This window comes from Flavitalea flava (assembly GCF_054461575.1).
This window is the reverse complement of record NZ_JBTLQH010000017.1, coordinates 108,532-135,084: the sequence shown is the minus strand read 5'-3', so window position 1 is coordinate 135,084 and position 26,553 is coordinate 108,532. Positions and strand designations below refer to the sequence as shown.

Below are 26,553 nucleotides of genomic sequence, written 5' to 3'. Positions count from 1 at the left end.
TTATAATTCGGGGCAGGCGGTAAAAACCTATCTGAACCCGGAACCCCGGGTAGCATTCGGATACCAGCTCAATGGTTCGACTGCTCTGAAAGCCTCCTATGTACGCAATACGCAGAGCCTGCATTTGATCTCCAATTCCACCTCGTCTTCTCCCACAGACAGATGGGTGGCAAGTACCAATATCATCAAACCCGAAATTTCGGACCAGGTAGCCATAGGTTATTATAAGAATCTCAGCGAAGGAAAATATGAACTTACTGTAGAAACCTATTACAAGAGTATGGGCAATCAGATCGACTACAGGGATGGAGCCGACGTCTATACCAACCGGCCGATCGAGACCCAATTATTATTTGGCAAGGGACGGGCTTATGGGATCGAATGGTTGTTTAAAAAGAAAACCGGACGGTTTACCGGCTGGATAAGCTACACCCTTTCCAAAACCGAACGAAAGATCGATGGGATCAATAATAATCAATGGTACAATGCCCGCCAGGACAGGACGCACGATATTGCCCTCGTAGGGATTTACCACCTTAATAAAAAATGGACCCTGTCCGCCGATTGGATCTTTTATACCGGGGATGCCATTACCTTCCCCAGCGGAAAATACAGTGTCGACGGTAATGTATTTTATTTATACACCAGTCGGAATGCTTACCGGATGCCAAATTACCACAGGCTTGACATAGGGGCGACCTGCCAGCTGAAAAAGGGGAAACATTTTTCCTCTGAACTTAATTTCAGCCTGTATAATGCATATGGAAGGCAGAATGCATATCAGATTTCTTTCCGGGATAACAAAGACGATCCGAATAAAACAGAGGCGGTTCAGTTGTCCTTGTTCTCCTTCATTCCTTCCATTTCTTACAACTTTAAATTTTAGTTCCATGCGATATTGTATTTCCATGAGATATTTTAGTTCCATGCGATTGGTGATCAGAAAAAAAATACGATCCATTGATCTGGCCATGGTCAGTTCGGTCATCAGTTTTACTTTTATCATGCTCTTATTGCTGCTGGTTAGTTCCTGTCAGAAAGTGATCAATCTTAAACTCGAGCCCAGTGCCCGGGAATATGTAATAGAAGGGATTATTACGGACCAGCCGGGATATTGTATAGTCTCCATCAGTCAGACAAAAAATATCAGCGATGACAATCAATTTCCAGGAATAAGCGGCGCAAAAGTGACGGTAAATGATCAGGGCGCAGTGGTTACCCTGGCTGAAACCAAGCCAGGCATATACCAGACCAATATTATAAATGGTAAACCCGGCCTTACCTACCAATTATCGGTAACGATCAATGACCAGGTATTTACAGCTTCTTCTACTATGCCGCAGCCGGTTGAGCTGGACAGCATTTATGTTTATAAGCAAGATCTCAGTACGAATAAATATATAACGGCCTTGCATCATGATCCTCCCGGGGTTGCCAATTACTACCGGTACGCGCAGTATGTGGACGGGTTGAAAGAGAAAACGATATTTACAGAGAACGATGAATTTACCGATGGTCAGACAAGGGTAAAAGCCCAGCTTTCCTATAATAACGACAATGACAACAAGGCCCGGAATATTGAAACCGGCAAAACGGTCAGGATCGATATGCTTTGCCTGGATCCGGCTGTATATAAATATTGGTTCAGCCTTCAGGGAGCTACCGGTACAAATCAGAATGCATCACCGGCAAACCCGATCAGTAATATTCAGGGAGGATGTATGGGTTACTTCAGCGCACAGACCATCCGCACCAAAACCCTGATCGTTCCCTGATCGTCTCTCATCCTTCCCCGATTTCCACCTTCCCAAAGATTGTAGGAAAAAATCAAAAAAAAGGTTCAGGGCGGTAGTAAATATGATTTTTTGTATATGTAACTTTGTTGGCCTTATATATTTAGCCTCAAAACCTTACATATGAAAAAAAATAAAACAAGCCACCCGGAAGAAAAAAACCCGGATAGGAATCCGGGCAAACCGGAAGAAGATAAAAAAGTACGTTTTCTGTCGATCCGCCTGTCGCCCACAGAAATGGAACAGGTTAATAACCTGTTGAACAACACTACCTGCCGCAGTCTTACGGAATATGTAAAAAAAGTATTGACCAGGAAACCGGTTTTGGTCAATGTCCGCAATCAGTCGGTGGATGAATTGCTGGAGGTAATGATCGATATAAAAAATAAACTGGAGCTACTGGCCGGTAAATTGACCGGGGAGAACGGGCAGTTGATCCTGCAGGAAACAAAGGCCATTAAATTATTCATCCGGCAAATTTGGGAAAAATGGTCCACCGAATAGAACCTTCCAGGGATATCCGTCAGACTTTAGCCTATAATGAAGAGAAGGTCACCGAAAAGGCCGCCATACTCCTGGGCGCGTTTAATTATTTACAGGAAACGGAAGAATTGAGCTTTGAGGACAAAATTAAACGTTTCAGGAATCTTACCCGGCTGAATGACCGGGTTGAGGCGAATACAGCACATTTCTCGCTGAATTTTCACAACAAGGACGTATTGTCGGATGAAAAATTGAAACAGATCGCATCGGAATTTATGGAAGAAATTGGTTTTGGCAGACAGCCATACCTGGTATACCGGCATATTGATGCGGGCCATCCCCATGCCCATATCGTTACCATCAATATCAAACCGGATGGGGACCGGATCCCAAACGACGGACTGGCAGTCTGGAAACTCATAAAAATCTGCATACAGCTTGAACAGACGCATGGCCTGGTGCCGGCCAGGGATAAGACCCGTCTGGCCATACTAAATAAAGAGGGGAATGCAAAAAAACTGATCTATGGCCAGTCTCCGACCAAGACCGGCATAGCTAAAGTGCTGGAGGCCCATTTGGATACGTATAACTTCACCTCCCTGGATCACTGGAATGCCTTGCTGGGACAGTATAATGTCCGGGCAGACCGGGGAAACGAAAAGGGACTGATGTACAAAAGCAAAGGTCTTTATTACCGGATGATCGATGAGACGGGTAAAAAGATAGGTGCTCCGATCAAGGCGAGTGCTTTTGATAACAAACCCATACTGAAACGTTTGGAACAAAAATTCCGGGAAAACCAGCAGAAACTGGAATTGGATCCGGAAAGAAAGGACCTGCTCCATATCAGAACGGCCATTGATTGGACCCTGATAGGGAAACCGGACAGTCTGCCTGCTTTTATGGATTCCCTGGCAGAAAAGGAGCGGATCCGGGTGGTCATTTTTTTGCCACGAAAGATAAAGGGTAAAATTCAGGATGGTGTGCCGGAATTTTTCTACATCAATCTTCAAACCAGGACCATTACCCGGGACCGGGATCTGGGCGAAAAGTATACTGTAGCGGGGCTGCTGGAACGCAGTGGATTGGAAGATACCCTGCTTTCCCTGGCAAAGGAAGGAGCATTGGCCATTAAGACTCAGCAGGACCTTGTTCTTTTACAGGATCCGCGCCCCGAAAAAAAGCTGGGTTTATTATTGGATCTTGCGCTGCAACATGGGCAATGGTTAAAAACTAATCGGGAAGAACAACGGTCCTTAAGCCAAAGCCAGGAGCAAAAAAATAGTAATACCCTCTATTTGTGATGATTGCCTTTGAATTGTATGATTTTACGGTTAAATTCAAGTAATTTGACATTTATTACTCTACATAACCGGAGTCTTTGTACTTTTACCTCATAAAAATATTGGCATGAAGCTATTTGTAGCAGGTCTTCCTTACGATTTTGATGATGTGGATCTAAAGGAAATGTTCGAATTGTATGGCGCCGTTAATTCAGGCAAAGTAGTAATGGATAGAGAAACCGGGAAAAGCAAAGGCTTTGGCTTTGTAGATATGCCCGATGATACCGAGGCAAGACAAGCCATTGAGACGCTCGATGGTGCAGCTATCCGCGGAAAGAAACTGGCTGTGAAAGAAGCCGAGGAGCAATCCAGGGGCGGTGGCGGAAGCCGTGGCGGTCGTGATGATCGCGGTGGTGGTGGCGGCTACCGTGGCGGAGGCGGCGGTGGTGGTTATCGCGGTGGAGGCGGCGGTGGCGGAGGTTACCGCGGTGGTGATGGTGGAAATAGTGGTGGCGGATATCGCGGTGGCGGTGGAGGCGGTGGATATCGTGGAGGTGGAGACGGCGGCAACGGCGGAAATGGAGGGAATGGTGGAAATAGCGGAAATAGTGGTGGCGGTTACCGTGGTGGCGGAGAAGGCGGCGGTGGCGGCCAGGACGATCGGGATCGTAACGACAACCGGCCCCCCAGAAGATATTAAAAAGAAAACCTGACTAAAGAAAACCTGACTGATAAAAGATAAAAAAAAGTAAAGCGACTCTTCAGCCGCTTTACTTTTTTTTATTTTCGATCCTCAAAGAATTCCCGGTGGTTGTTATTTGCCCAACTCTCCCGTTCTGACAAAGATCGCTTTAAAACAATTCCAGGGTGTATTTTCGCTTCGCGCGTTTTCGCTGTTTACCCGAGCTGGCAGATTTCCATAAAACCCCTTTAAGAAAAATGCAGTAGGAGACCAGGTGGTCTCTACGATGCCGAAGAAACGATCTTTCATTTCAGGAGTGGACTGCTGACGGAAGGCAATCATATCGTTAACCTGGGAGACTCCGATGGAACCTATTCTCCAGGGGCAGGTCACCACCCGAAAACCTTTCATGGCAAAATACACGGCTGATTTATCCGCCCGTTCATAATGCCAGTCGCAAATCACTACATCTTTTGGGATCAGATCGATAGCCCGGTAAGTGTTGTTATAACTGGCTTCCCACATCCCCAGGCCTGTTGTTTTTCCGTCCAGGAGACGATCGCCCCAGATCCAGCATTCTTTACCTTTTTGAGCGAGATGATCATGAATGGCCCTCACCTCTCCGGCGAAAAGTACCGCTTTATCCATACCGACGCACCGGGGACATTTATCTTCACCGAGGTAAAATACTTCATCCATTCCGGCATGGAAGGCATTACTTTCAAAAGCATCGCATAATTCGTCTATCACGGGGAAAAGGACTTCATGCAGGCCGGGCGCCAGGGGGCAATAACTTCTGCAATAAAGATTGTCCGCATTGGGCCATTCATATTTTTCCGGCATTTTTACATAAGGCGTTTCGTCGAACTGTGGGTATGCGGCCAGTAACTTACCTGTTTTATTGGCCCAGGACTGATGACCCAGCAGGTTGATCTGCGGGATGATGCGGATCCGGTCGCCTGCGCAGGCCTTAACTATCTTTTTCACATCCGCATTCGAAAGAGCGAAACTATCCGTCAATTCCGGATGGGATTTAAATTGATAGTGGTAATCGACCAGGAGGAATAAGGTGTTTACCTTGCGGGGAGCCAGTTCTTTAACGATGAATTGTACGAATGAATCTACGCCTGCCGGACGTGGCGCGTCGATACAGAATCCTCTAACCGGCAAAAGGCTGTCGATAGAAGGCTGCGCGGCCGCCGGATTTTGGCGGAGAAGAAAAAAGAGGCAAAACGATAAAAGAAATACGGCCCGGGGCCGGTGTAAGACCGGTCTCGGGACAATGAGTGTAAATCGCATGGCAATAGGGTTTAAAGTGTAAAGGAGCAGGAATACCCTTGTAATAAAGAGTGCCCTTTTACCTTATTTTGTAACCGCGGCTATTAATGGATTACCGCATGGATTACCGCAGTATCCTGTATACGGGATAGCGGAGATGCTCCGGCTCATAATACCGGGAATGTTTATATACAAAATCCAATTGCGCGTCTGCGTTCCTGGCGAAGCCGGTATCGGCCTTTTTTTTCTCTTCCAGCTCCTGTCTCAGTGCGGGATGATCCTTTAACCATCCGGCCGCCAGGTCTTCCCAGCGGTAGGCGCTGTAACCTTCTTTTTGCTGAAGGATGGCATCAAAAAAATTCCAGGAAAAATAAGAATCATCGCCGGTTGGTTCCAGCATTTCTACGAGGAACCGTCTTGCCTCCTGATCGGTTGGAATGATATAATCCCCCTTCAGAAAAAAGAGAGACTGTCGTGAGGCCGAAACTTTAACCTTTTCATTACGATGATGTTTTTCATAGGCCTGGGAATAGGAATGGTAATCATCGATATGAAGCACCTCTGCTTCCAGAGAGGAATCCTTTGTCAACCGGCGCATGTGGACGCCATTATTTTGAAGCAGGCCGATGACTTCATGCCAGCCCTGGGGGATTACATAGGCTTTAGGGATCCGGATAAAACTATCCGGAACGAAATAGTTGTAAATTCTTACCTCTTTTTCGAAGGGACGGGAATGATCATAATACAGACGTGGCATACCGGTCACCTCGCTGGTTTTGTTAGCAGCCTCGTAGCCCCGGAAACGGATCAGGTCATACCGGTTGGTATCAGCCTTCCAGAACAGAGGGAACTGATCTTTAACCAGGTCTCCGGCAATATCCTTTTTTCTTTTTTCCAGGATATCACCTGCGTATCGGGAAGCCTGCCCGATCATTACCTGCAAAAGGGCATCGGTTGCGCGGACCCGGTCGACGAAGGGTTTCAACATATGGGTTTCCGGCATAAAGGCGATGGTGTGAAAAAGAGCCGCATAACCGCTGGAATACCGGGGAGGGTCATAAAAAGCCTCCCAACCCGTTTCGGGAGTGCTTTCCTCAAAATTTACATAAGGGGTCAGGGGCCATCCTTCCTTTTCCATGGCTGAAAAAAGAGCGGGTTGAAACCGGTCGTGCAGAAATGTTCCCAGTTCTCCACCCAGTTTATTCCATTGTGAGCTCAACAGGGTCATGGTATATTGGTAATCCGCTCCATCGCTCACATGATTATCGATCTGGATATCCGGGTTTACCCAATGAAAGATTTGGACAAAGGACCGGGCGTCACGGGTATCGTTCTTGGTGAAATCCCGGTTGAGGTCCAGGTTCTGTGCATTGCCCCTGAATCCGTAGGATTCGGGACCATTCTGATTTGCTCTCGACCACGACCCGCGATTCAGGGCGCCCCCGATATTATAGAGGGGGATTACGGCTAGGGCGACATTATCCGGAATATGTATTTTTTGGGTGATAATGTCCCGCAGCAGGAGCATGGAGGCGTCTACGCCATCCGGTTCTCCGGGATGGATTCCGTTATTGATCAGTAAGACAATTTTATGTTGTCTGTGCCAGGTGTCCGGTTCGAAATGGCCGTCGTTGGAATAAAGGACCAGGTGATAGGGATAACCGGCATCGCTCATACCCATCTCCCTGATGGACAGGTTTGGAGATATCTTATCCAGTTGGCGGTAGAACCGGATACATTCTGCATAGGTTGCCGTCCTTGTGCCCTTCGATCTTTCAAACGGGGTCGACAGATCCTGTACCTTGCTCCTGCCCTGACCCTGGCCACGATCATTAACTTGTCCCTGGCCATTGGAGGACTGGTGGGCAAAAAGGAGACCCGCCAGTAGCATGGAATAAAAAGTATAGCGCATGTATATTCGAATTCAATAGAACAATTAAGATAAACCATTTATACGAACAAAAAAGAGGCATCCCGGGTAAGGGGATGCCTCTTAGTATAAAGAGTTAAGAACGGCTTAATTAAGCAGCTAACTTATTAACCTTTCTGGCCAGCTTTCTTTTCAGATTAGCGGCTTTGTTCTTATGGATAATTCCTTTTTTAGCCAGCTTGTCGATCTGGGAAGCTACTTCCGGCAATTTATCGCCAGCTTCTTTCTTCACCTTGATCTCTCTCAGATCACGGATAGCGTTACGGGTGGTTTTACCATAGTAACGGTTACGATCTCTGCGCTTTTCAGCTTGCCTTACATCTTTTTTGGTTGCCTTATGATTTGCCATGAACTCGACATTTTTAGGACGGCAAAGGTATGTTCAATCAATGGAAGTACCAAATTTGAAAGGGTTAAACTCATGAAAAGAACCGTAAGGGGATAAAAACATCCTCGGATCGGATAAGGGAGCCCACCCTATCGGGGTAAAACTCAACCACTTGAATAAAGCGACCCGTCCTGCAAAAAAACTAAAAAAAGCCCAAAAACAGGCAAAATCGTTCTATTCCATGAGAAATTTTGAACGATATTTGTAGGCCAATTCTGGAAACAATTTGAACAACCAGCACGTCTATGAAAGACTATTCGTTTATTACTAATTCCCATCCCGCTTACATCGAGGGCCTGTATCAGGATTTTGTTAAGGATCCTGCTGCGGTAGACCCTGAATTCAGGAAATTTTTTGAAGGATTCGATTTTGCCGTCACCCAGGGCAAAGTAAATGGTGGCGTTAATGGCGCCAACGGATCAGCTAATAGCGGCCAGTCCAATGGTACTGCCACCGCCGCCAGGACAGCTGGCGCCAATGGCGCGCTGACTGCCGGGTCTGCCGCCGGCACCCTGCAGCCCGGAACATCTGCCACCCTTACGACCTCCGATGGAGTGGACTGGAAAAAGGAGCTTGGGGCATACCGCCTTATCCTGGGATACCGAAATAAGGGGCATCTGCTGGCAAAGACCAATCCCATCCGCCCCAGAAAAGACCGGGGGGCCAATCTCGAATTGTCCTTTTACGGATTTACCGAAGCAGATATGGACAAATCGTTTTTTGCCGGTAACCTGATCGGGCTCGGTACGACCAGTTTGCGGGCCATTCTGACCCATCTGCAAAGTTGTTATGCTTCCCATGTAGGGATCGAGTTCAAATATATCAGCGATCAGAAAAAGATAGACTGGCTGACGACGGAAATGGAGAAAAGATTTCTGGACCCTTTGCCCTTGCAGAAGAAAAAGAGGATCCTGGAAAAGCTGAACCACGGGGTTATGTTCGAGAAATTCCTGCATACCAAATATATCGGCCAGAAACGGTTTTCCCTGGAAGGAGGAGAGACCACCATACCTGCTTTGGATGCCATCATCAATACGGCTGCTGAACATGGTGTTCAGGAAGTGGTCATTGGAATGGCTCACCGTGGCCGGTTGAACGTGCTGGCCAATATCATGGGCAAGACCTATGAGCAGATATTCAGTGAATTCGAGGGCACGGCCAAACTGGACCAGACCATGGGCAGCGGCGACGTGAAATACCATATGGGTTATGGCAGTGAAGTGCAGACCGACAAGGACCAAACGGTTCACCTGAAGCTGATGCCGAATCCTTCCCATCTCGAAGCTGTCGATCCGGTAGTGGTTGGTTTTGCCAGGGCCAAGGCCGATGTGTTGTATGCCAGCGATTATGATAAGATACTTCCCATCCTTATCCATGGCGATGCCTCGGTTGCCGGACAGGGGATCGTATATGAGGTACTGCAGATGAGCGATCTGAAAGGATATTATACCGGGGGCACCATGCATTTCGTGATCAATAACCAGATCGGGTTTACCACGGATTTTGACGATGCCCGCAGTTCTGACTATTGTACTTCACTGGCCGCAGCCATCCATGCACCGGTATTGCATGTCAACGGGGACGATGCGGAAGCGGTGGTTAAATGTGCACAGATAGCAACACGCTACCGCCAGGAGTTCAATTCAGATATCTTCATCGACATGGTTTGTTACCGTCGTCACGGACATAATGAAGGTGATGATCCCAAACTTACCCAGCCTCATCTGTATGCGTTGATCGATCAGCACCCCAATCCCAGGGAAGTATATACGCAATTTCTGATCGAGAACGGAGAGGCCGATGCCAGGGACCTGGCCAAGGAGATGGAAAAGAAATTCTGGGGAGATTTACAGGAACGTCTCGATGAGGTGAAACAACATCCCTTGCCTTATAAATATCAGCAGCCGGAACTGGCGTGGAGAAGTCTCCGTAAGGCTACGGGCGCGGATTTTGAACAATCTCCGTCTACAGCAATCAGCGAAGGGGATTTTCGTAAAATATTCGAGGCTATCATGAAATGGCCGGAAGCTTTTAAGCCCCTGCGCAAGGTAGAAAAACTGCTGCAGGACAAAGTGAAACTATTCACGGAGGAAAGTAAGGTGGATTGGGCATCGGGCGAACTGCTGGCTTATGGCAGCCTGTTGCTGGAAGGAAAAGATGTGCGGATGAGCGGCCAGGACGTTCAGCGCGGTACTTTCTCACACCGCCATGCGGTCCTGCTGGATGAAAATACGGACGAGGCCTATAACCGGCTGAGCAGACTCCCCGATGCCAAAGGGCAGTTTCTGATCTATAATTCTTTGCTGAGTGAATATGGTGTTTTGGGTTTTGAATATGGATATGCACTGGCCAATCCGAACGCGCTTGTCATTTGGGAAGCCCAGTTCGGAGATTTCGGCAATGGCGCCCAGATAATGATAGACCAGTTCATCGTTGCCGGCGAGCAGAAATGGCAGCGCATGAACGGAATAACACTTTTGTTGCCGCATGGATATGAAGGGCAGGGCCCAGAGCACAGCAGTGCCAGGATGGAACGTTTTCTGCAGATGTGTGCGGAATGGAATATCATCGTGACGAATATCACCACGACGGCAAACCTGTTCCATGCTTTCAGGAGACAATTGGCCTGGCCATTCCGCAAACCGTTGATCAATTTTTCACCGAAAGCGAATCTTCGGAATCCGGGCACTTATTCAAAAATGGAAGAATTTACCAAAGGCGGTTTCCAGGAAGTGATGGATGACCCGTTTGTTGATAATGCGAACCAGGTGAAAAAGGTATTGTTCTGTTCGGGAAAGGTTTATTTCGACCTGGCTGACCGCCAGCAAAAAGAAGTCCGCAAGGATGTGGCCATCATCCGGCTGGAGCAGTTATATCCTTTGCCCCTGACACAGCTGGAAAATTTATACAAAAAATACAGTCAGGCAGCCACCTGGTTCTGGGTACAGGAAGAGCCCCTCAATATGGGAGCGGCATCCTTTCTGCAGATGAACCTGAAAACAATCAATTACGGAGTGATCAGTCGTCAGCCAAGTGCGGCAACGGCCACCGGTTATTCAAAAGTTCATGCCCAGGAGCAGGCAGAAATTATAGAAACGGCATTTTCGATATAACTTTACAATAGTAAAGGCAAAATAACGAAGCAAACCGGCTAGCCAAAAAACCTGGCTACCAGAAATAAAGGCTATAGGCAAATAAAATAAAAGAAGTAAAATGATCGATATTAAAGTTCCGGCAGTAGGTGAATCCATCAGCGAGGTGACCTTAGTAAAATGGTTAAAACAGGAAGGGCAATATGTAGACCGTGACGAAGTAATTGCAGAACTGGAAAGTGAGAAAGCTACTTTTGAAGTAAATGCCGAAAAGGCAGGGGTACTGAAGACGATCGGCAAAGAAGGCGATACCCTGAAGATAGGAGATGTGGTGGCACAGATCGACGAAACGGCAACCCGTCCCGAAGGAAAAAAAGAAGAGCGGGCGGCTCCGCCGCAGTCCGCTTCCGGCCAGTCGTCAAATGGAACCGCTGCCGCTAAACCGGAAGCAGGCGTTGCTGCATCGGGCGGCACGTCCGCCGGTTCTTCAACAGCCGTTCCGGCAGCACAGGGAGCAGTGACCTCCATTCCCAACGATCTCAAGGCAACCCCCGTTGCAGCGGCGATCATATCCGACAAAAAAATAGATGCCGGCGCGATCACTCCTTCCGGCAGCGGAGGTAAGATCCTGAAACAGGACGTGCTGGAAGCACTGGCCCATCCCGGGCGGGCTCCCGGAAAGGAATTATTTACCCGCAAGGACAGACGCGAGAAAATGAGCAATCTGCGTAAGACTGTCTCCAGGAGACTGGTGGAGGCAAAGAATACGACGGCTATGCTCACCACGTTCAATGAAGTGGATATGAGCGCCGTTATGGCCCTTCGCGCTAAATACAAGGATAAGTTCAAGGAAAAACACGGGGTAGGTCTTGGCTTCATGAGCTTTTTCACTAAGGCGGTTTGTTATGCCTTACAGGAATGGCCTGCGGTGAATGCATATATTGACGGGGATGAACTGGTCTATCATGATTACTGCGATATATCCATTGCCGTTTCTGCGCCCAAGGGTTTGGTCGTTCCGATCATTCGTAATGCGGAAAGTCTCAGCATGGCCGAAATAGAAAAGAAGGTAGTGGAGCTGGCAACGAAGGCCCGGGATAACAAACTCACCATGGAAGAAATGCAGGGAGGTACTTTTACCATCACCAATGGAGGGGTATTCGGTAGTCTGATGTCCACACCCATCATCAATATTCCGCAATCTGCCATATTGGGAATGCACAAGATCGAAGAACGTGCAGTAGTTGTGAACGGTCAGATTGTAATACGCCCGATGATGTATCTGGCGGTAAGTTACGATCACCGGATCATCGATGGCCGGGAGTCCGTTAGCTTCCTGGTGAGGGTCAAAGAATTACTGGAAACTCCCGATCAGTTATTGTTCGGTAAAGATCCGGTGAAGGCCCTGCTGGAGTTATAAGTATGAAATTCGACAACCAGTTACGGTACGGATCTGCGATCATCGCTGCTTATAAGGGCGAAATGCCGCTTCATGCGTGGTTAAAGGATTTTTTCCGCGAGCACAAACAAATGGGTTCCCGTGATCGCAGACAGCTCAGTAATATGGTCTATGGCTTTTATCGCCTGGGGCATGCGGTCCGGGATCTGCCTGTTGAAGAGCGCATCCTGACGGGACTTTTTTTATGCAATGCGAGTCCGCAGGAGATGCTGGGGTATTTCAAACCGGATTGGAATGAGCAGATCAACCGGTCCCTGGAAGAGAAGTTTGTTATTTGCAGAGAGTCGGGAATAAGCATAGATCCGAGGGAAATCTTTCCCTGGAAAGAAGAACTATCGGAAGATATCGATCATTATGCCTTTTGTCTTTCCTTCCTTCGCCAACCTCACCTTTTTCTTCGGATCCGGCCTGGACAGCAGGAATTCGTACTGCAAAAACTGGCGCTTGCCTTGCCGCAAAACCAGCAGCATGATCTGCCGGAAAAGCAGGTAAAAAAGCAGGTGCCCTTTTCATTCCTGCCGCCATTCACTCTTTGTCTGCCTAACGGTTTTAAAGTAGAAGAATTTTTCACTCCGGATAAGGAGGTTGTCATACAGGACAGCAGTTCGCAGCGTCTGGCTTCTTTTCTGCAGGGGCCTTCCGGTTCATTTTCCTTTTGGGATGCCTGTGCAGCCAGTGGTGGAAAAGCCATCCTGGCCTTTGACCTGAATCCCGGGATTGATATTACGGTATCGGATATACGGGAATCTATATTGGAAAATCTGCACCGTCGTTTCAGCCAGGCGGGAATATCCCGCTATCACTCTTTTATGGCCGACCTGTCAAAGGCTACGGCAAAAACCCATTTACCTCCCGGAAAGTTTCATTCACCTGCTGCCACAAAAGATCCGGTCCACTCTTCAGGGAAGCCGGGTGATCCGGCAAATACCAACCCTTCCTTTTCCTTCGATCTGATCCTGATGGATGTACCCTGTACAGGAAGCGGGACCTGGAGCCGGACTCCGGAGGAACTGTATTTTTTTAATCCTGAGAAGATCGGGCGGTACAGCGCCTTGCAAAAAAAGATCGTGTCCAATAGTTTACCGTGGTTAGCCCCTGGAGGTCGTATGATCTATAGCACCTGTTCCGTATTTAAAAAAGAGAATGAAGAAATGGTTGACTTTATAGGCAATGCTGCCGGTTCCACACCCGAGCGGGTGGAGCATATAAATGGTTATGATCAGGGGGCTGATTCTATGTTTGCCGCCCGTTTTTGTACTTCACATTAGGATTTGCCGGATACTTCACAGTTGGATTATTTCTCACAACAGGATTAGTTATGATCGATCATGGAAAGGGTCATTTCAAAACCGATCTTATAACCCACCTGCGTATTATTCGGAGTAGGCGGCTGATATTCCCATAAAATAGTGTGCCTGTAAATCAATCCGATATTTTTGGAATAGGTCTCGGACCAATAACTCCTGGAAGCAAAAGAGGTATCGATCAGGATCGGGACATTAATTGAATCGTTTACCTGTAATACAGTTACCGTACTGTCATAGGTCTGATTATTTATGGTATACGGCTGGTTGACATTTTGATAGGTGAAATTCCAGAGCTTGAGGTTCAGATGCGAGGCATCGCTGAAATCAAAAAAATCCTGGTAAGGATCATAAGGGAGATAAGAGTTCCCGCTCCAGGAATAACCTTCGCTCAGGGGTAAAGCGAGTTTTACAACCCTTAAATTATTTTCGTTCATTTCCAAACTGGCTGATGTAGGAGTGACAGAGTAGGTTTCTGTGGGAGCCCAGGGAAGTGTTCCCGTGGCATCGGTCAGATAACGGACGATCCTCCAGCTGGGACGTCCCTGGTTATCCGTAAAGGCTTCTTCCACCGAGTCTTTTGCCAGGTAGCTGGTAATGGTATCTTTTTGCCCGTAATAATAAAAAGCCAGGGAATCGAGCCGGTAGGTGATATACTTGCCAACCTGAAAAGCAGGAGAATACGGTACGATCGGACTGCCCGGATTGGGGTAACTTACTTTTTTACAGGCAGCAATGATCAGAACGGCTGCTAAAGCCAGGATAACTACGGAATGGATTTTTTGCATGCGGGCGGTTAGTTATTGACTAAAGTTATTCATAATCCGGTACTTACAAATATATAAAATAAAAATCCGGGAAACATTCTTCCCGGATAGCTAACGAAAAAAAATTGATATTATTGCTCTTTCCTGTTGATCCTCATGCAGATTACCAACCACTTATAATATTGCCGCCTCCGATCACATCATCGCCTTCATAAAAAACGGCGCTTTGGCCGGGAGCAATGCTTTTGGCTTTTTCGTAAAAACGAACATTCAGGTTATGGCCACCCGCCTCGGGGTAAATATTACTTAGCGCCCCTGCATCCCGGTAGCGGATCTTGGTGATCGCTTCCATTCCCGGAGTGATAGAATCGTATTTCATCAGGTTCAGCTTACCCACCCGCATTTCCTGTTGTTCCAGGTCTTCTTCGTCACCCAGGACGACGGTATTGGAATCCGGCAGGATAGCCGTAACAAAGACCGGTTTTCCGAAAGTAATATCCAGTCCTCTCCGCTGCCCGATCGTATAGAAGGGGTATCCCTTATGGTGACCCAGAATTTTACCTTCTTTGTTGACGAAATTTCCTCCGGCAACTCTTTCTTCCAATCCTTCCACCTTCCGTTTCAAAAAACCCCGGTAATCATTATCCGGTACAAAACAGATCTCGTAGCTTTCGCTTTTGCCTGCCAGTTCCGGGTATCCGTAATCGAGGGCCCTTTGCCGGATCTCCGTTTTGCGATAGGGCCCCAGGGGCAAAAGGGTCCGGGCGAGCAGATCCTGCTGAAGACCCCAGAGAACGTAACTCTGGTCTTTGGTCTCATCAACGCCCTTACTGATAAAATAGCGCCCGTTCGGATGTCGGTTCACCTTGCCGTAATGGCCGGTGGCAATGAATTCGCAATCCAGGGCGTCTGCCCGTTTCAGCAGGGCCCTCCATTTAATATGGGTATTGCAGAGTACACAGGGATTCGGAGTCCGGCCGGCGATATATTCGTCTACGAAATTTTCGATGACAAAGCCTCCGAATTCGTCCCGGATATCGAGCACAAAATGCGGGAATCCGTGTTGAACGGCAGCCATACGGGCGTCGTTAAAACTATCCAGGTTGCAGCAGCCCGTCTCTTTCTTGGAGGGCCCCGCGCTGGCATAATCCCATGTTTTCATGGTAATGCCTACCACTTCATAGCCCTGATCGTGCAGCATAAGCGCTGTAATGGTACTGTCAATACCACCGCTCATTGCTACCAGGACTTTTCCTTTACGGCTCATAATTATAGCGCTTGCGGGCTTTTTGCGCAAGATAGCCCGCCGCGCCATATGCGCTAATGTCGGGCCTTCGGCCAACGGAGAACTTCGTCGGAGCTGCTTCGCCATGCTCCTTCCTCGTTCGTATGAGCTACGCTCGTAACTTTCGCTTCGCTCCACTGGAGCGAAACTCACTTACGCTTCGCTCGGTTAGGTCCGTTCATAAAATTCAGGACGGCAAAGTTACGAAATAGCGGCAAGCTTCAAGGGACAAGCTTCAAGTAAGGCAGGGGTTGGCGGATAAGTATTTGTTTATTAATTAGTTGTGTATTTTTTTGTTGCGAATAGCCAGTACCCTCAAGCCGGAAGTCTAAACTTGTAGCTTGAAGGTCCCTGTTTTCAGCTAGTACCTCCGTGTTTTCAGCTAGTACCTCTGGCAGTGGGTAAAATCCGGAAAACTTATATTTTGGGCGAACCATAAAAACAGTAATTTGCTCCCTCTACTTTTTTTAAATTTATTAATATGATAAAGTTACAAGTAATCGGGAACTTGGGTAAGGACTGTGTCACCAACGCGGTGAATGGTAAAAGTGTGATCAATTTCAGCGTGGCGCACACGGAGAAATTCAAGGATGCACAGGGTAATCAGAAGGACAAGACCATTTGGGTGGAATGTGCTTATTGGACCGATCGTACGGCGATTGCTCCTTATCTGAAAAAAGGAACACAGGTATATGCGGAAGGAACGCCGGAAGTACGTACCTATCCAAAAAATGACGGTACGACGGGTGTTTCGCTTTCCCTGCGGGTTCAGAGCGTTCAGTTATTGGGCAGCAAATCTGAAGGCACCGGAGGGGGTGGTTACAGCGGCGGCGCTTCCGATGGAGGCTATACTTCACAGGGCGCTTCAGCTCCGAGGTCGGCTTCTGCAAACGATATGACCGAACCTATCGATGATCTTCCTTTCTAAGCTTTTCGTTCGATTTTATTAGTTTCAACTGTTTATAAGAAAAAGCCGCTTCAACCATAAGCGGCTTTTTCTTATAAAAAATATTATCAGCAATTTAAACAGTATCTAAAAATATCCGGGATTTTGCTGATCCGCGATATTCGCATTTGCCTGTGTCTCGGATTGCGGTATCGGCTGTACCCGGCGGTTATCGGGATAGGGTACTGTCAGGTTCACATCCCCGGGACCTGCCAGGATTGCACCGGGATTGGACTGCCTGGTGATAGCCAACTTAAGACGATTGAGATCATATAAACGGTCTCCTTCAAATGCCAGCTCCTTTCTTCTTTCCTTTATTATATCGTCCTTTAACTGTACCCCTGATGAGGCATACACCAGGCTGGGATCCCGTTGGGCCATTAGATCGTTCAGAAATCCCAGTGCCGTGGCATCATCCGGGGCAGCTTCTGCAGCAATGAGGTAAACTTCTGCAAGACGGATCACTTTTAGATTATCCGGATCCGGATTGGCCGCATTGGGAAATTTAGTGACAACGTATGCAGCAGCGCCACTCTTAGTCGTTCCGGGAACCAGGAGACTTTGCCTGATATCCGCTGAGGTATAAAGGTTGTACAATTGTTGTGAGGCATAGATATCCTTATATCCTCCGGGGTAATATATGTTACTTAAACCGTCGAAAGTATTATTGTTAATGACATCTGCATCGACCTCAAACATGACTTCCACCTGGTCTGTTTGTGCGGCGGGGTTTGACCAGAAATCGGAATATCCGCCGGGAGTTACCAGCGTAAATCCGCTATTATTGATGACATCCGTAGCTGTCGCTTCGGCATTGGTGTTATCTCCCATATAGAGATAGGCCCTTGCCAGCAGCCCTTCGATGGCATATTTGCTTAGGGTCACAGAACTGACATAGTCCGGTGCCAAAGGTACGCCTGCTTTGAGATCGCTTACGATCTGCATATATACGCTGTCCACCGGGCTGCGTTTTGGCAGATAGTCCGGTGCATAATGCAACACCAATGGTACACCCAAAGCATGCGGATCATCCGTATACGGCTTGGCAAAGATATTGACCAGTTTAAAATAACAAAGGGCCCGGATTCCATAGGCCTGTGCTTTTACCTGGTTGACCAGGTTACCGGTGAGTTTGGAATCTATGATCTGATTGGCCCTAAGGATGGCAGCATAAGCTGCCTGCCACATATTCAGGGCTGTTCCATCGCTTTGGGTTACGGTATAAGCATAATTGGGGAGGTATCTGCCACTATTGCTTTTTTCCACATAGGTATTGTCTCCCATAAGATCTCCCAACACCGGCAGGTCCCTGCCATACATACCAACTGCCCGTAATTGAGCGTAAGCGCCATACAAAGCAGCCTGCATGGCATTTGAATCGACCAAAGCGAGATCGAGAGGAACCGAATCCTGCGGATTCTTTTTTAGATAATTTTTGGAACAGCTTGTCAGTAACAGGGTAAAGGCCAAGGTTCCTATGATTAGCTTGTTTACTATACTTTTCATGCGAATATTTTTTATGATGATCTGTTATTTTCAAAATAGCGATCCTTAAAATCCGATCCTGATACCTCCGGTAATTGTTTTAGGAATGAATACTTCCAGATTGGTGGAATTATAGACCCCGGATTCAGGATCATAGGGAAGGTCTTTATCCGTACCGAAAGTAAACAGGTTGGTTCCCCTGAAATAGATGCTGGCGCTTCCGATATGGATCTTTTGCAATAAAGCAGTCGGGATTACGTAGGCTATCTGAATATTCCTCATACGGATAAAATCGCCCTTATATAAATAACGGGTGGAGTTTCGGTCGGAGTTGTTATTTCCGCCCAAACGGATCTGGGGTACATCCGTCTTGTCACCTGGTTTTTGCCAGGCTTGTAACTGTTTTGTCAACTGGTTCGTGAAAGCATATTGGGCTCCGTCTGCCAGCAGATAATTTCCCCAGGAGTCATAAAGATAATTTCCGAAATTATAATTGAATTGAACGTCTAGCGTAATGCCTTTGAAGGAAAAGGTATTGGTTAAAGCTCCGAAGAATTTAGGAGAAGCGGATCTGTTTGGCAGCATGACCCTTTTAACCTTGTTGACATTATTGGTAGTGGTTTTACGGGTACTGTCCGTATACCATAGTGCATCACCATTAGCCGGATCCACGCCGGCCCATTGACGGGTGAAAAAATTCAGCAGGTCATGGCCGACAGTATAAACAAAATTCCCATTAGGGCTGGCAATGGGGTTATTCAGGTAAAGGGAGGTAACCCTGTTGACGTTATGGGCAATATTAAAGGAGACGGTCCAGGTAAAATCTTTGGTAACCACCGGTGTGCCTGCCAGGGTGAGTTCGATGCCTTTGTTCACCAGGCTTCCGACATTTTCATTCTGGGTATTTTGGCTTGTAGTCGAAAGAGTTGGATCAACCGGGTTAATTACTCCGGCAGTGTAAGAAAGAGGTACTGAAAGAAGCAGATCGTCGGTTGTCCGGTGATAATATTCGAAAGTACCGGAGATACGGTTCTTCAGCAAACCGAAATCAAGGGCGATATTGAACATTTTATTTTTTTCCCAGGTAAGATTCGGGTTTCCGGGACTTGCCGGTGCGCTCCCTGGCTGACCGGCATAATTATAGCCAAATCCATAAGTGGCTATAGGTGTATATAACCCAAATCCCAGGGCATTACCCGTTTCGCCATATGAACTCCGTAATTTTAAATTGCTGATTAATTCCTGGCTATTAAAAAAATCTTCTTTGCTGATATTCCAGGCGCCCCCCACTGAATAGAAATTTCCATAACGGCGGTTAGCACCGAAAACGGAAGATCCATCTCTGCGGAAACTTGCGCTCAGGATATAACGTTCCTTGTAGTTGATATCTCCCAGGGTAAAAATGGAGGTCGTGGAACTGGAAGTGGGCAGACTAAACGCAGCATTAGGTGTGGCTGCCGATGCCAGGTAACGTAGCGATAATGTTTGGGGGAAACCCTGTGCACCTGACTGCAGGTCGAATTTTTTATATTCCTGTGCTTCAAAACCAGCCTTCAAACTGAGCATAAAATCATTGTCCTTGTTAAGACCTTGCCTGAAGTCAAAAAAATTGCTCCAGGTGTAATCAAAAATACGGTGATACGCAGAAAAAGCATCCCCACCGTGAGTATCGGCATCCCCATAAAACGGATTCCGGTATTGGTCTTCCGAAATATCGGAATACTCAGCAGCAAAACGGGAGGTGAACTTCAGGTTATCGATGATTTTGGCTTCTCCAGTCACATTTCCCCTGAATATAGTTTGATTATAGGTGTTTTTATCAAAGGCGGCCTGGACTACCGGGTTAAAACTTGTCTTTACGGACGACTGGAATTCAAATAGGGAATCATATTGATTGTAACGTAATTTACCATCCGGCGTATAAGGGGTATACCAGGGCTGCAGGAAATAAGCGCCACCGACCGGGTTGGAAAAAGCTCCGCCACTGCTTGGCGTATTTTGAATGGCATTGCTTCCGCTCACGGTAGTGGAAAAAGTGAACCGGTCGGATGCTTTATGGGTAAGAGAGAATGCTCCGTTAAAGCGTCTGAAATCGGTGGCGATCGATGTGCCGATCTGGTTGAAAAATCCTGCGGAAGCATAGAACTGGGTCTTTTCATTTCCTCCACTAAGATTCAGATTGACCTGGGATTGATTACCTTTTTGGGTCACCACATCATGCCAGTCGGTATAGACTGACGCATAATTTGGCATCAGACCCAAACCGTTAGCTGGGTCGATTATGAAAGCATCTGCTGTGGCATTGTCAGTAGCGTATCCTGCATTGATAGAACCCTGACGTAAATAGTTCTGATATTGGATGCTGTTCATGGGTTTATTACTGGGCTTGTAAGCCTGGCTATTCTGACCGATCTCAGTAACCAGGTTAAAGTGGGTCAGCCCTGCCTTACCTTTTTTGGTGGTGACGATAATTACACCATTGGCAGCCCTTGATCCATAGATGGCTGCAGAAGCGGCGTCCTTCAGAACAGAAATGCTCTCAATATCGTCAGGGTTAAGCGAACTCAGCGGATTGGCGGTAGTGGTATTCACGGAAACATCATTGGTATTGGCGATAACACCGTCGATCACCCATAGGGGGGAGGCGCTTGCGGTAATGGAGCCGATCCCACGCAGACGGATATCCGTAGCAGAGCCCGGTGCGCCGGAAGTGGAAGTCACTTGTAAACCCGCAACACTACCCTGCAAGGTCTTATCCACTGATGAAAAGGGCTTGTCGGCCAATTGGCCTCCATTTACAGTTACAACAGACCCTGTAAGATCACTTTTTTTAGCTGTTCCATAGGCTACGACGACAACCTCATCCAGGCTTTTATTTCTCGTTTGAAGAGTAATGTTGCCCAAGTTTGTTTTGCCTGTAATATCGACCTCTGTGGAGGCGAGATTGATCCCTGAAATGATCAGGGCTTTAGCGCTTGCCGGGACTGTGATCCGGAAATTTCCGTCGGCACCGCTGGCAGTACCTCTTTTCGATCCTTTAACGGTGATGGAAGCGGATGGAACGACTGCACCGTTCGCATCCAGGACGGTACCGGTAACAACTCTTTCCTGAGCGGAAAGATGACCAGAAAGAAAGACAAAACCGCATAGGAATAGTAACACTGTTCTCATGTGCTGTTAGTTTTTGTTGGTTAGAGAATGACTAAATGTTGACGGTACTAAAGTTACCGAGGGAAAAATGATCGGTTTTCGTCTGGAGTTTGACCGGAAGCAGGTAACCCGGGAAATGTTTTGTCAGTGCTCCGAAAAAAAGCAACAAAGTTGAATTTTGTTTAATATTTATCCAGATGCATTAGATAATGTAAAATTTTTATATCATTTTAACAATTCCAATCCAGTTAATTATATATAAATGGTTACACTTATTTACTAACCGGGTAAACCCCAGGTCTCCCTGCTTCCTGAATTCTTTTGCCAATAATCTCAAAATCTAACCATTTGTTTATAACTGGATCATCCTTTGCCTTAAAGAATTGGCGATATTTAAAAGGTAATGATGGTTCGGAAAAATATGAATGGAAAAAGTAAAAACATATTAACGATCAATGGCGGTTCATCCAGTATCAAGTTTGCTTTATATTCAACCCATGACGAACATTCAACCCATGGCGAACATTCGACTAATAGGGAAGAGGACAACGGACCAGGGCAATTTCAAAAAAAGATAAATGGGAAAATCGAACGGATCGGCCTGGACGACCCTCTGCTGACTATAACGGACAATTCCGGAAAGGACAATTCCGGTCAAAATGAGACAACCGGTCCTGTTCCGGTGAAAGCAGCTACCATGGAGGAGGCTGCGCAGCAAATGCTGGATATGCTGGAGAAAAGAGAAGATGCCCTGCCGCTATCAGCCATAGGCCACCGGGTAGTACATGGAATGGATCATACCGGGGCGGCCTTCATCGACGAAGCCTTGCTGACAGAACTGGGCCGGATAAGCGATTATGATCCGGATCACCTGCCCGGGGAAATAGCCCTGATCGAAAGCTGCAGGAAACGATATCCTGGTTTGCCGCAGGTAGCCTGTTTCGATACATCCTTTCACGCCGGTCTGCCGCGTGTCGCCAGACTCCTGCCTTTACCGCGGCGTTTCGATGATGCAGGTGTCAGGCGTTATGGCTTTCACGGACTTTCTTATAGTTATCTGCTGGAAGAGCTAGGCCGGATAGCCGGTACGCAAACAGCGAATGGCCGCCTGATTCTTGCCCATTTAGGCAGTGGGGCGAGCATTACTGCAGTACGGGAAGGTAAAAGCATAGATACCAGTATGGGGTTTACACCTGCCGGAGGTTTGGTCATGGGGACCAGACCGGGGGATCTCGATCCTGGAGCTTTGTGGTATCTGTTGCAAAAAGAAAAATTAAACGGCCCCCAATTCAACGACCTGATCAATCACCAGTCTGGTTTGTTAGGCATCTCCGAAACGAGCCCCGATATGCGGGATTTGTTGGAAAAGGAGGGAACGGATGTCAGGGCAGCCGAAGCGGTGGCTTTATTTTGTTACCAGGTAAAAAAATGGATCGGCTCCTATTCGGCAGTATTAGGCGGGCTGGATACGCTTGTCTTTACAGGTGGTATCGGGGAAAGATCCCCGGTGATCCGGGCCAGGATCTGTGAGGGGATGGAGTACCTGGGAGTTGAATTAGCGGATATCCCAAACAAAAAAAACGAGGTATTGATCTCTTCGGGAATCTCTTCGGGGACCTCTTCCGGCCAAACCAAGGTGAGTATCTACGTCATACCTACAGATGAAGAGCGGATGATTGCAAAGCTGGTGGACAAATTGCTGGATGGGCAATTATAGAGTGGATAAAAGGATTCCTTTACAATAAAACAAGATCTTTATGAAAGCGCAAAAAGAAGCACCGCTCACGCCCATTGCCTTAAAAACGATGGATGCCTACTGGCGGGCGGCTAATTATTTGTCTGTTGGTCAAATGTATCTTTGGGACAATCCTTTATTAAAGGAACCGCTGAAACCTGAACATATCAAACAGATGTTATTGGGACATTGGGGTACTTCCCCGGGTCAGAACTTTATATATGTACACCTGAACCGCCTTATCCGGGAATTCGATCTGGATATGATCTATGTATCCGGACCGGGGCATGGCGGACCGGCACTGGTGGCGAACACCTACCTGGAAGGGACCTATACTGAAGTTTATCCCAATATTACCCGCGATGAGGCGGGCCTGAAAAAATTATTTACGCAATTCTCTTTCCCCGGTGGCATTCCCAGCCATGTCTCTCCTGAATGCCCGGGATCGATTCACGAAGGAGGCGAATTGGGCTATTCTCTGAGTCACGCATTCGGAGCTGTATTCGATAACCCGGATCTTATAGTGGGATGTGTGGTGGGAGACGGGGAGGCCGAAACGGGTCCGCTTGCCACGGCATGGCATTCGAATAAATTTCTGAACCCGGTAACGGATGGAGTGGTCTTACCTATCCTTCATCTGAATGGCTATAAAATCGCCAACCCCACTATCCTTGCCCGGATCCCTCACAGCGAACTGGAACAATTGTTCAAAGGGTATGGATGGGAACCTTTTTTTGTGGAAGGGGATGACCCGGAAATCATGCATCAGGAAATGGCCGGCACGCTCGATAAGATGATCGGGCAAATAAAAAAGATACAGGAAGATGCCCGCAAAAACGGTAATACAGTGCGACCCCGCTGGCCCATGCTGGTGCTGAAAACACCCAAAGGGTGGACAGGGCCGAAAAAAGTGGATGGCATTCCGATAGAGGGAACCTTCAGGGCTCATCAGGTACCTATAACCGACCCCGCTCAAAATCCGGAGCATCTCCAATTATTGGAAGACTGGATGAAAAGTTACAAGCCGGAAGAGTTGTTTGAGGAGAGCGGGGCCCTAAAACCAGCATTAGCGGAGCTGGCTCCAAAAGGGACACGCCGGATGGGGGCCAACCCCCATGCGAACGGAGGACTTTTGCTGGTGGATCTGGAAATGCCGGATTACCGGGAATATGGGGTGAAAATGGCTGGCCCGGGCAAAAGCCTGGCTTCCGACACCCTGGTTGTAGGAGCTTTTTTGCGGGACGTTATCAAAATGAATCAGGGACATAGGAACTTCCGGATCTTTGGTCCGGATGAAACGCTTTCCAATAAATTAAATGCGGTTTTCGAGGCCACGGACCGCCAATGGGAGGGCGAAGTTGTTGAAGGCGACCAATTCCTTAGCCGGGATGGAAGGGTGATGGAAGTATTGAGCGAACATCAATGCGAAGGTTGGCTGGAAGGATACCTGCTAACCGGCAGACATGGGGTCTTCAATAGTTATGAGGCTTTCATCCATATCGTTGATTCCATGTTCAATCAGCATGCCAAATGGTTAAAGATCACGGCGCACCTGCCCTGGCGCCGGAAGATCGCTTCCCTGAATTACCTGCTGGCTTCTCATGTCTGGCGTCAGGACCATAATGGGTTCACCCACCAGGATCCTGGTTTTATAGATCATGTGGTCAATAAAAAAGCCGAGGTCGTGCGGGTATATCTTCCTCCGGATGCGAATTGCCTGTTATCTACCATGGATCATTGTCTGCGCAGCCGTCATTATGTGAATGTGATCGTTGCGGGTAAACACCCGGCTCCCCAATGGCTTTCCATGGAAGAGGCCGTCAGTCATTGTGCCCGGGGGATAGGGATTTGGGATTGGGCCAGTAATGACCTGAACCTGGAACCCGACCTGGTCATGGCCTGCGCAGGTGATGTACCGACACTGGAAACCCTTGCCGCCGTTTCTATTTTGCGCAAAGGCCTGCCCGATCTGAAGATCAGGGTGGTCAATGTGGTCGATCTGATGAAACTGCAACCCCGGAGCGAGCATCCCCATGGGTTAAGCGATCCGGATTTTGATATGCTGTTCACACGGGATAAACCTATCATCTTTGCCTATCATGGCTATCCCTGGCTGATCCACCGCCTCACCTATAAGCGCACCAATCACAACAACATCCATGTACGGGGTTATAAGGAGGAAGGGACCATTACCACCGCCTTTGACATGACCGTCCTTAATGATATGGACCGTTTTCACCTGGTCATGGATGTTTTGGAACGGCTGCCTCAGTTGGGGGAGAAATGCGCCTATCTCAAACAGGAAATGGAAGACAGCCTGATCAGACACAAACAATATATCGTTCGCGAAGGCCGCGACATGCCTGAGATCCGCGATTGGAAGTGGGAATAGTCACAAAAAAGGCCGTTAGACCCATCATAAGAGAATGATAGCAGGGGAGCTAAACTTTAGCGAAGCGCCTATTTGGTTCCCTTTGTGACACAGTCACAAAGCGGGCTGTAAGCCCCAGACATTAAAGGAATGACCATTGGGGGTAAATTTAAAGTACCCCCCTGTTGTTAAATTTGTGACACGGTCACAAAAAGGCCGTTAGGCCCATCATAAGAGAGTGACCAAAGGGGTGCTATATTTTAGCGAAGCGCTCCTTTGGTCACTCCCCTGAGAAAAAGTTTTTGAATTTGGCGTTCCGGTAGTTAATCGATGAAAAAATCACCTTGCATTGAGGCCCCTTGGGAGACTGGGCATAAAACCCGATTTTCATGGATGCTGCCTTCGGATAGGCGAATGTCCTGACCAGGGTCCAGGTTTTGCTGTTGGCCGAAAAATAAAAACAAAAAATATGGTCGGATTTAACGACTTTCAGATAGACTGCCTTAAAATTTCCTGCGGAATGATAACTATCGTCGGTTATTTTGTTATCCACCACGGATGCACCTACACCAATGGTCCCGTCCTCGTTTTTTTCAAACAATAGTTTTGCCCAATTGGCCGTATCACTATACAACAGGATAGCGCCGCCGTTGTACACACTGTCAAAGACAGGCTGTACTTTGGCGGTGAAAATAAAGTCGGCGTCAGGGGTGAACAGGAACTTAGGTGCATTATTTATATAATAGGTTCCATCTACGAAACTATACAGGTCTGTCTCCTTTCCGGCAGTTATGGAAAGCGAATTATCAGAGAGCACTTTATAATCTGTCGGGTTATCCAATAGCTGGCAGGGATGGGGGATGGCCTTTATCCTGACTGTGTCATCAGGCATACCGGGTTTCGCCGGGTTACCGGCCATTTTTTCCCTGTTGGGTATCTTGTGGCCGAAGATAAGCGCTTCGGTGGGGTAGGCGTCGTCTGTAATAGCATAGACTGCCATAGTCTTTAAGACAGGTGCACTGATAAACAGGAGGAAGAACAGGTGTTTTTTCATATAGTAAGTGGTTGGGGGCTTAGATGATCAGCGCATTTCGTGTTTCAAATTATGATTTTTTTCCATGA

At 47.6% G+C, this 26,553-nt stretch carries 19 protein-coding genes; 11 read left to right on the top strand and 8 right to left on the bottom strand.

Annotation, left to right across the window (positions count from 1 at the left end):
* The 5 genes from ACX0G9_RS16380 to ACX0G9_RS16360 all read left to right on the top strand — a co-directional run.
* On the top strand, positions 1-886 hold an 886-nt coding region (locus ACX0G9_RS16380; RefSeq protein ID WP_459066014.1), incomplete at its 5' end, for a TonB-dependent receptor plug domain-containing protein.
* Between the two features lie 4 nt (positions 887-890).
* A complete protein-coding gene (locus tag ACX0G9_RS16375; RefSeq protein ID WP_459066013.1) occupies positions 891-1,775 on the top strand; it encodes a DUF4249 domain-containing protein in 885 nt (294 codons plus the stop codon).
* A 141-nt stretch (positions 1,776-1,916) separates the two neighbouring features.
* The gene (locus ACX0G9_RS16370) at positions 1,917-2,297 is read left to right on the top strand and encodes a hypothetical protein (protein ID WP_459066012.1); all 381 of its coding nucleotides are present in this window, start codon (positions 1,917-1,919) and stop codon (positions 2,295-2,297) included.
* Positions 2,282-3,580, top strand: a complete 1,299-nt coding sequence (locus ACX0G9_RS16365) for a relaxase/mobilization nuclease domain-containing protein (protein ID WP_459066011.1) — start codon at positions 2,282-2,284, stop codon at positions 3,578-3,580. Before ACX0G9_RS16370 ends, ACX0G9_RS16365 begins: the two co-directional genes overlap by 16 nt.
* Before the next feature lie 106 nt (positions 3,581-3,686).
* A complete protein-coding gene (locus ACX0G9_RS16360; RefSeq protein ID WP_459066010.1) occupies positions 3,687-4,259 on the top strand; it encodes an RNA recognition motif domain-containing protein in 573 nt (190 codons plus the stop codon).
* A 114-nt stretch (positions 4,260-4,373) separates the two neighbouring features.
* Here the strand turns inward: ACX0G9_RS16360 and ACX0G9_RS16355 are convergent, their stop codons facing one another.
* The 3 genes from ACX0G9_RS16355 to rpsT all read right to left on the bottom strand — a co-directional run bounded on the left by ACX0G9_RS16355 (position 4,374) and on the right by rpsT (position 7,798).
* Entirely contained in the window at positions 4,374-5,540 is a 1,167-nt protein-coding gene (locus ACX0G9_RS16355; protein ID WP_459066009.1) for a family 20 glycosylhydrolase, read from the bottom strand.
* Between the two features lie 103 nt (positions 5,541-5,643).
* Positions 5,644-7,431, bottom strand: a complete 1,788-nt coding sequence (locus tag ACX0G9_RS16350) for a M14 family metallopeptidase (RefSeq protein WP_459066008.1) — start codon at positions 7,429-7,431, stop codon at positions 5,644-5,646.
* Positions 7,432-7,540: 109 nt separating this feature from the next.
* On the bottom strand, positions 7,541-7,798 hold the full coding sequence (rpsT, locus tag ACX0G9_RS16345; protein WP_459066007.1) for a 30S ribosomal protein S20: 258 nt from the start codon (positions 7,796-7,798) through the stop codon (positions 7,541-7,543).
* A gap of 284 nt (positions 7,799-8,082) precedes the next feature.
* On the opposite strand from rpsT, the gene ACX0G9_RS16340 reads away from it, so the two are divergent.
* The 3 genes from ACX0G9_RS16340 (at position 8,083) to ACX0G9_RS16330 (ending at position 13,656) form a co-directional block, all read left to right on the top strand.
* Positions 8,083-10,950: a 2-oxoglutarate dehydrogenase E1 component gene (locus ACX0G9_RS16340; RefSeq protein ID WP_459066006.1), complete on the top strand. Its 2,868-nt coding sequence runs from the start codon at positions 8,083-8,085 to the stop codon at positions 10,948-10,950.
* A gap of 100 nt (positions 10,951-11,050) precedes the next feature.
* Positions 11,051-12,349, top strand: coding sequence for a 2-oxoglutarate dehydrogenase complex dihydrolipoyllysine-residue succinyltransferase (odhB, locus tag ACX0G9_RS16335; protein WP_459066005.1), 1,299 nt, complete (start codon positions 11,051-11,053; stop codon positions 12,347-12,349).
* A 2-nt stretch (positions 12,350-12,351) separates the two neighbouring features.
* Positions 12,352-13,656, top strand: coding sequence for an RsmB/NOP family class I SAM-dependent RNA methyltransferase (locus ACX0G9_RS16330; RefSeq protein WP_459066004.1), 1,305 nt, complete (start codon positions 12,352-12,354; stop codon positions 13,654-13,656).
* A 44-nt stretch (positions 13,657-13,700) separates the two neighbouring features.
* Here ACX0G9_RS16330 and ACX0G9_RS16325 read toward each other — a convergent pair whose 3' ends face one another.
* Entirely contained in the window at positions 13,701-14,480 is a 780-nt protein-coding gene (locus ACX0G9_RS16325; RefSeq protein ID WP_459066003.1) for a hypothetical protein, read from the bottom strand.
* A gap of 142 nt (positions 14,481-14,622) precedes the next feature.
* Entirely contained in the window at positions 14,623-15,831 is a 1,209-nt protein-coding gene (mnmA, locus tag ACX0G9_RS16320; RefSeq protein ID WP_459066002.1) for a tRNA 2-thiouridine(34) synthase MnmA, read from the bottom strand.
* Between the two features lie 394 nt (positions 15,832-16,225).
* On the opposite strand from mnmA, the gene ACX0G9_RS16315 reads away from it, so the two are divergent.
* Complete coding sequence (locus ACX0G9_RS16315) at positions 16,226-16,672, top strand: single-stranded DNA-binding protein (protein ID WP_459066001.1); 447 nt, start codon at positions 16,226-16,228, stop codon at positions 16,670-16,672.
* A gap of 105 nt (positions 16,673-16,777) precedes the next feature.
* Here ACX0G9_RS16315 and ACX0G9_RS16310 read toward each other — a convergent pair whose 3' ends face one another.
* Together ACX0G9_RS16310 and ACX0G9_RS16305 are read right to left on the bottom strand one after the other, a co-directional pair.
* Positions 16,778-18,196, bottom strand: a complete 1,419-nt coding sequence (locus ACX0G9_RS16310) for a RagB/SusD family nutrient uptake outer membrane protein (RefSeq protein ID WP_459066000.1) — start codon at positions 18,194-18,196, stop codon at positions 16,778-16,780.
* A 45-nt stretch (positions 18,197-18,241) separates the two neighbouring features.
* Positions 18,242-21,346, bottom strand: coding sequence for a SusC/RagA family TonB-linked outer membrane protein (locus tag ACX0G9_RS16305; protein WP_459065999.1), 3,105 nt, complete (start codon positions 21,344-21,346; stop codon positions 18,242-18,244).
* A 400-nt stretch (positions 21,347-21,746) separates the two neighbouring features.
* Between ACX0G9_RS16305 and ACX0G9_RS16300 the strand changes: the two genes are divergently transcribed.
* Both ACX0G9_RS16300 and ACX0G9_RS16295 read left to right on the top strand, forming a co-directional pair.
* Positions 21,747-23,042, top strand: a complete 1,296-nt coding sequence (locus ACX0G9_RS16300) for an acetate/propionate family kinase (RefSeq protein WP_459065998.1) — start codon at positions 21,747-21,749, stop codon at positions 23,040-23,042.
* A gap of 40 nt (positions 23,043-23,082) precedes the next feature.
* On the top strand, positions 23,083-25,452 hold the full coding sequence (locus ACX0G9_RS16295) for a phosphoketolase family protein (protein ID WP_459065997.1): 2,370 nt from the start codon (positions 23,083-23,085) through the stop codon (positions 25,450-25,452).
* Positions 25,453-25,711: 259 nt separating this feature from the next.
* On the opposite strand, the gene ACX0G9_RS16290 is transcribed toward ACX0G9_RS16295, so the two are convergent.
* Complete coding sequence (locus tag ACX0G9_RS16290; RefSeq protein ID WP_459065996.1) at positions 25,712-26,485, bottom strand: DUF1349 domain-containing protein; 774 nt, start codon at positions 26,483-26,485, stop codon at positions 25,712-25,714.
* Between the last annotated feature and the right edge of the window lie 68 nt (positions 26,486-26,553).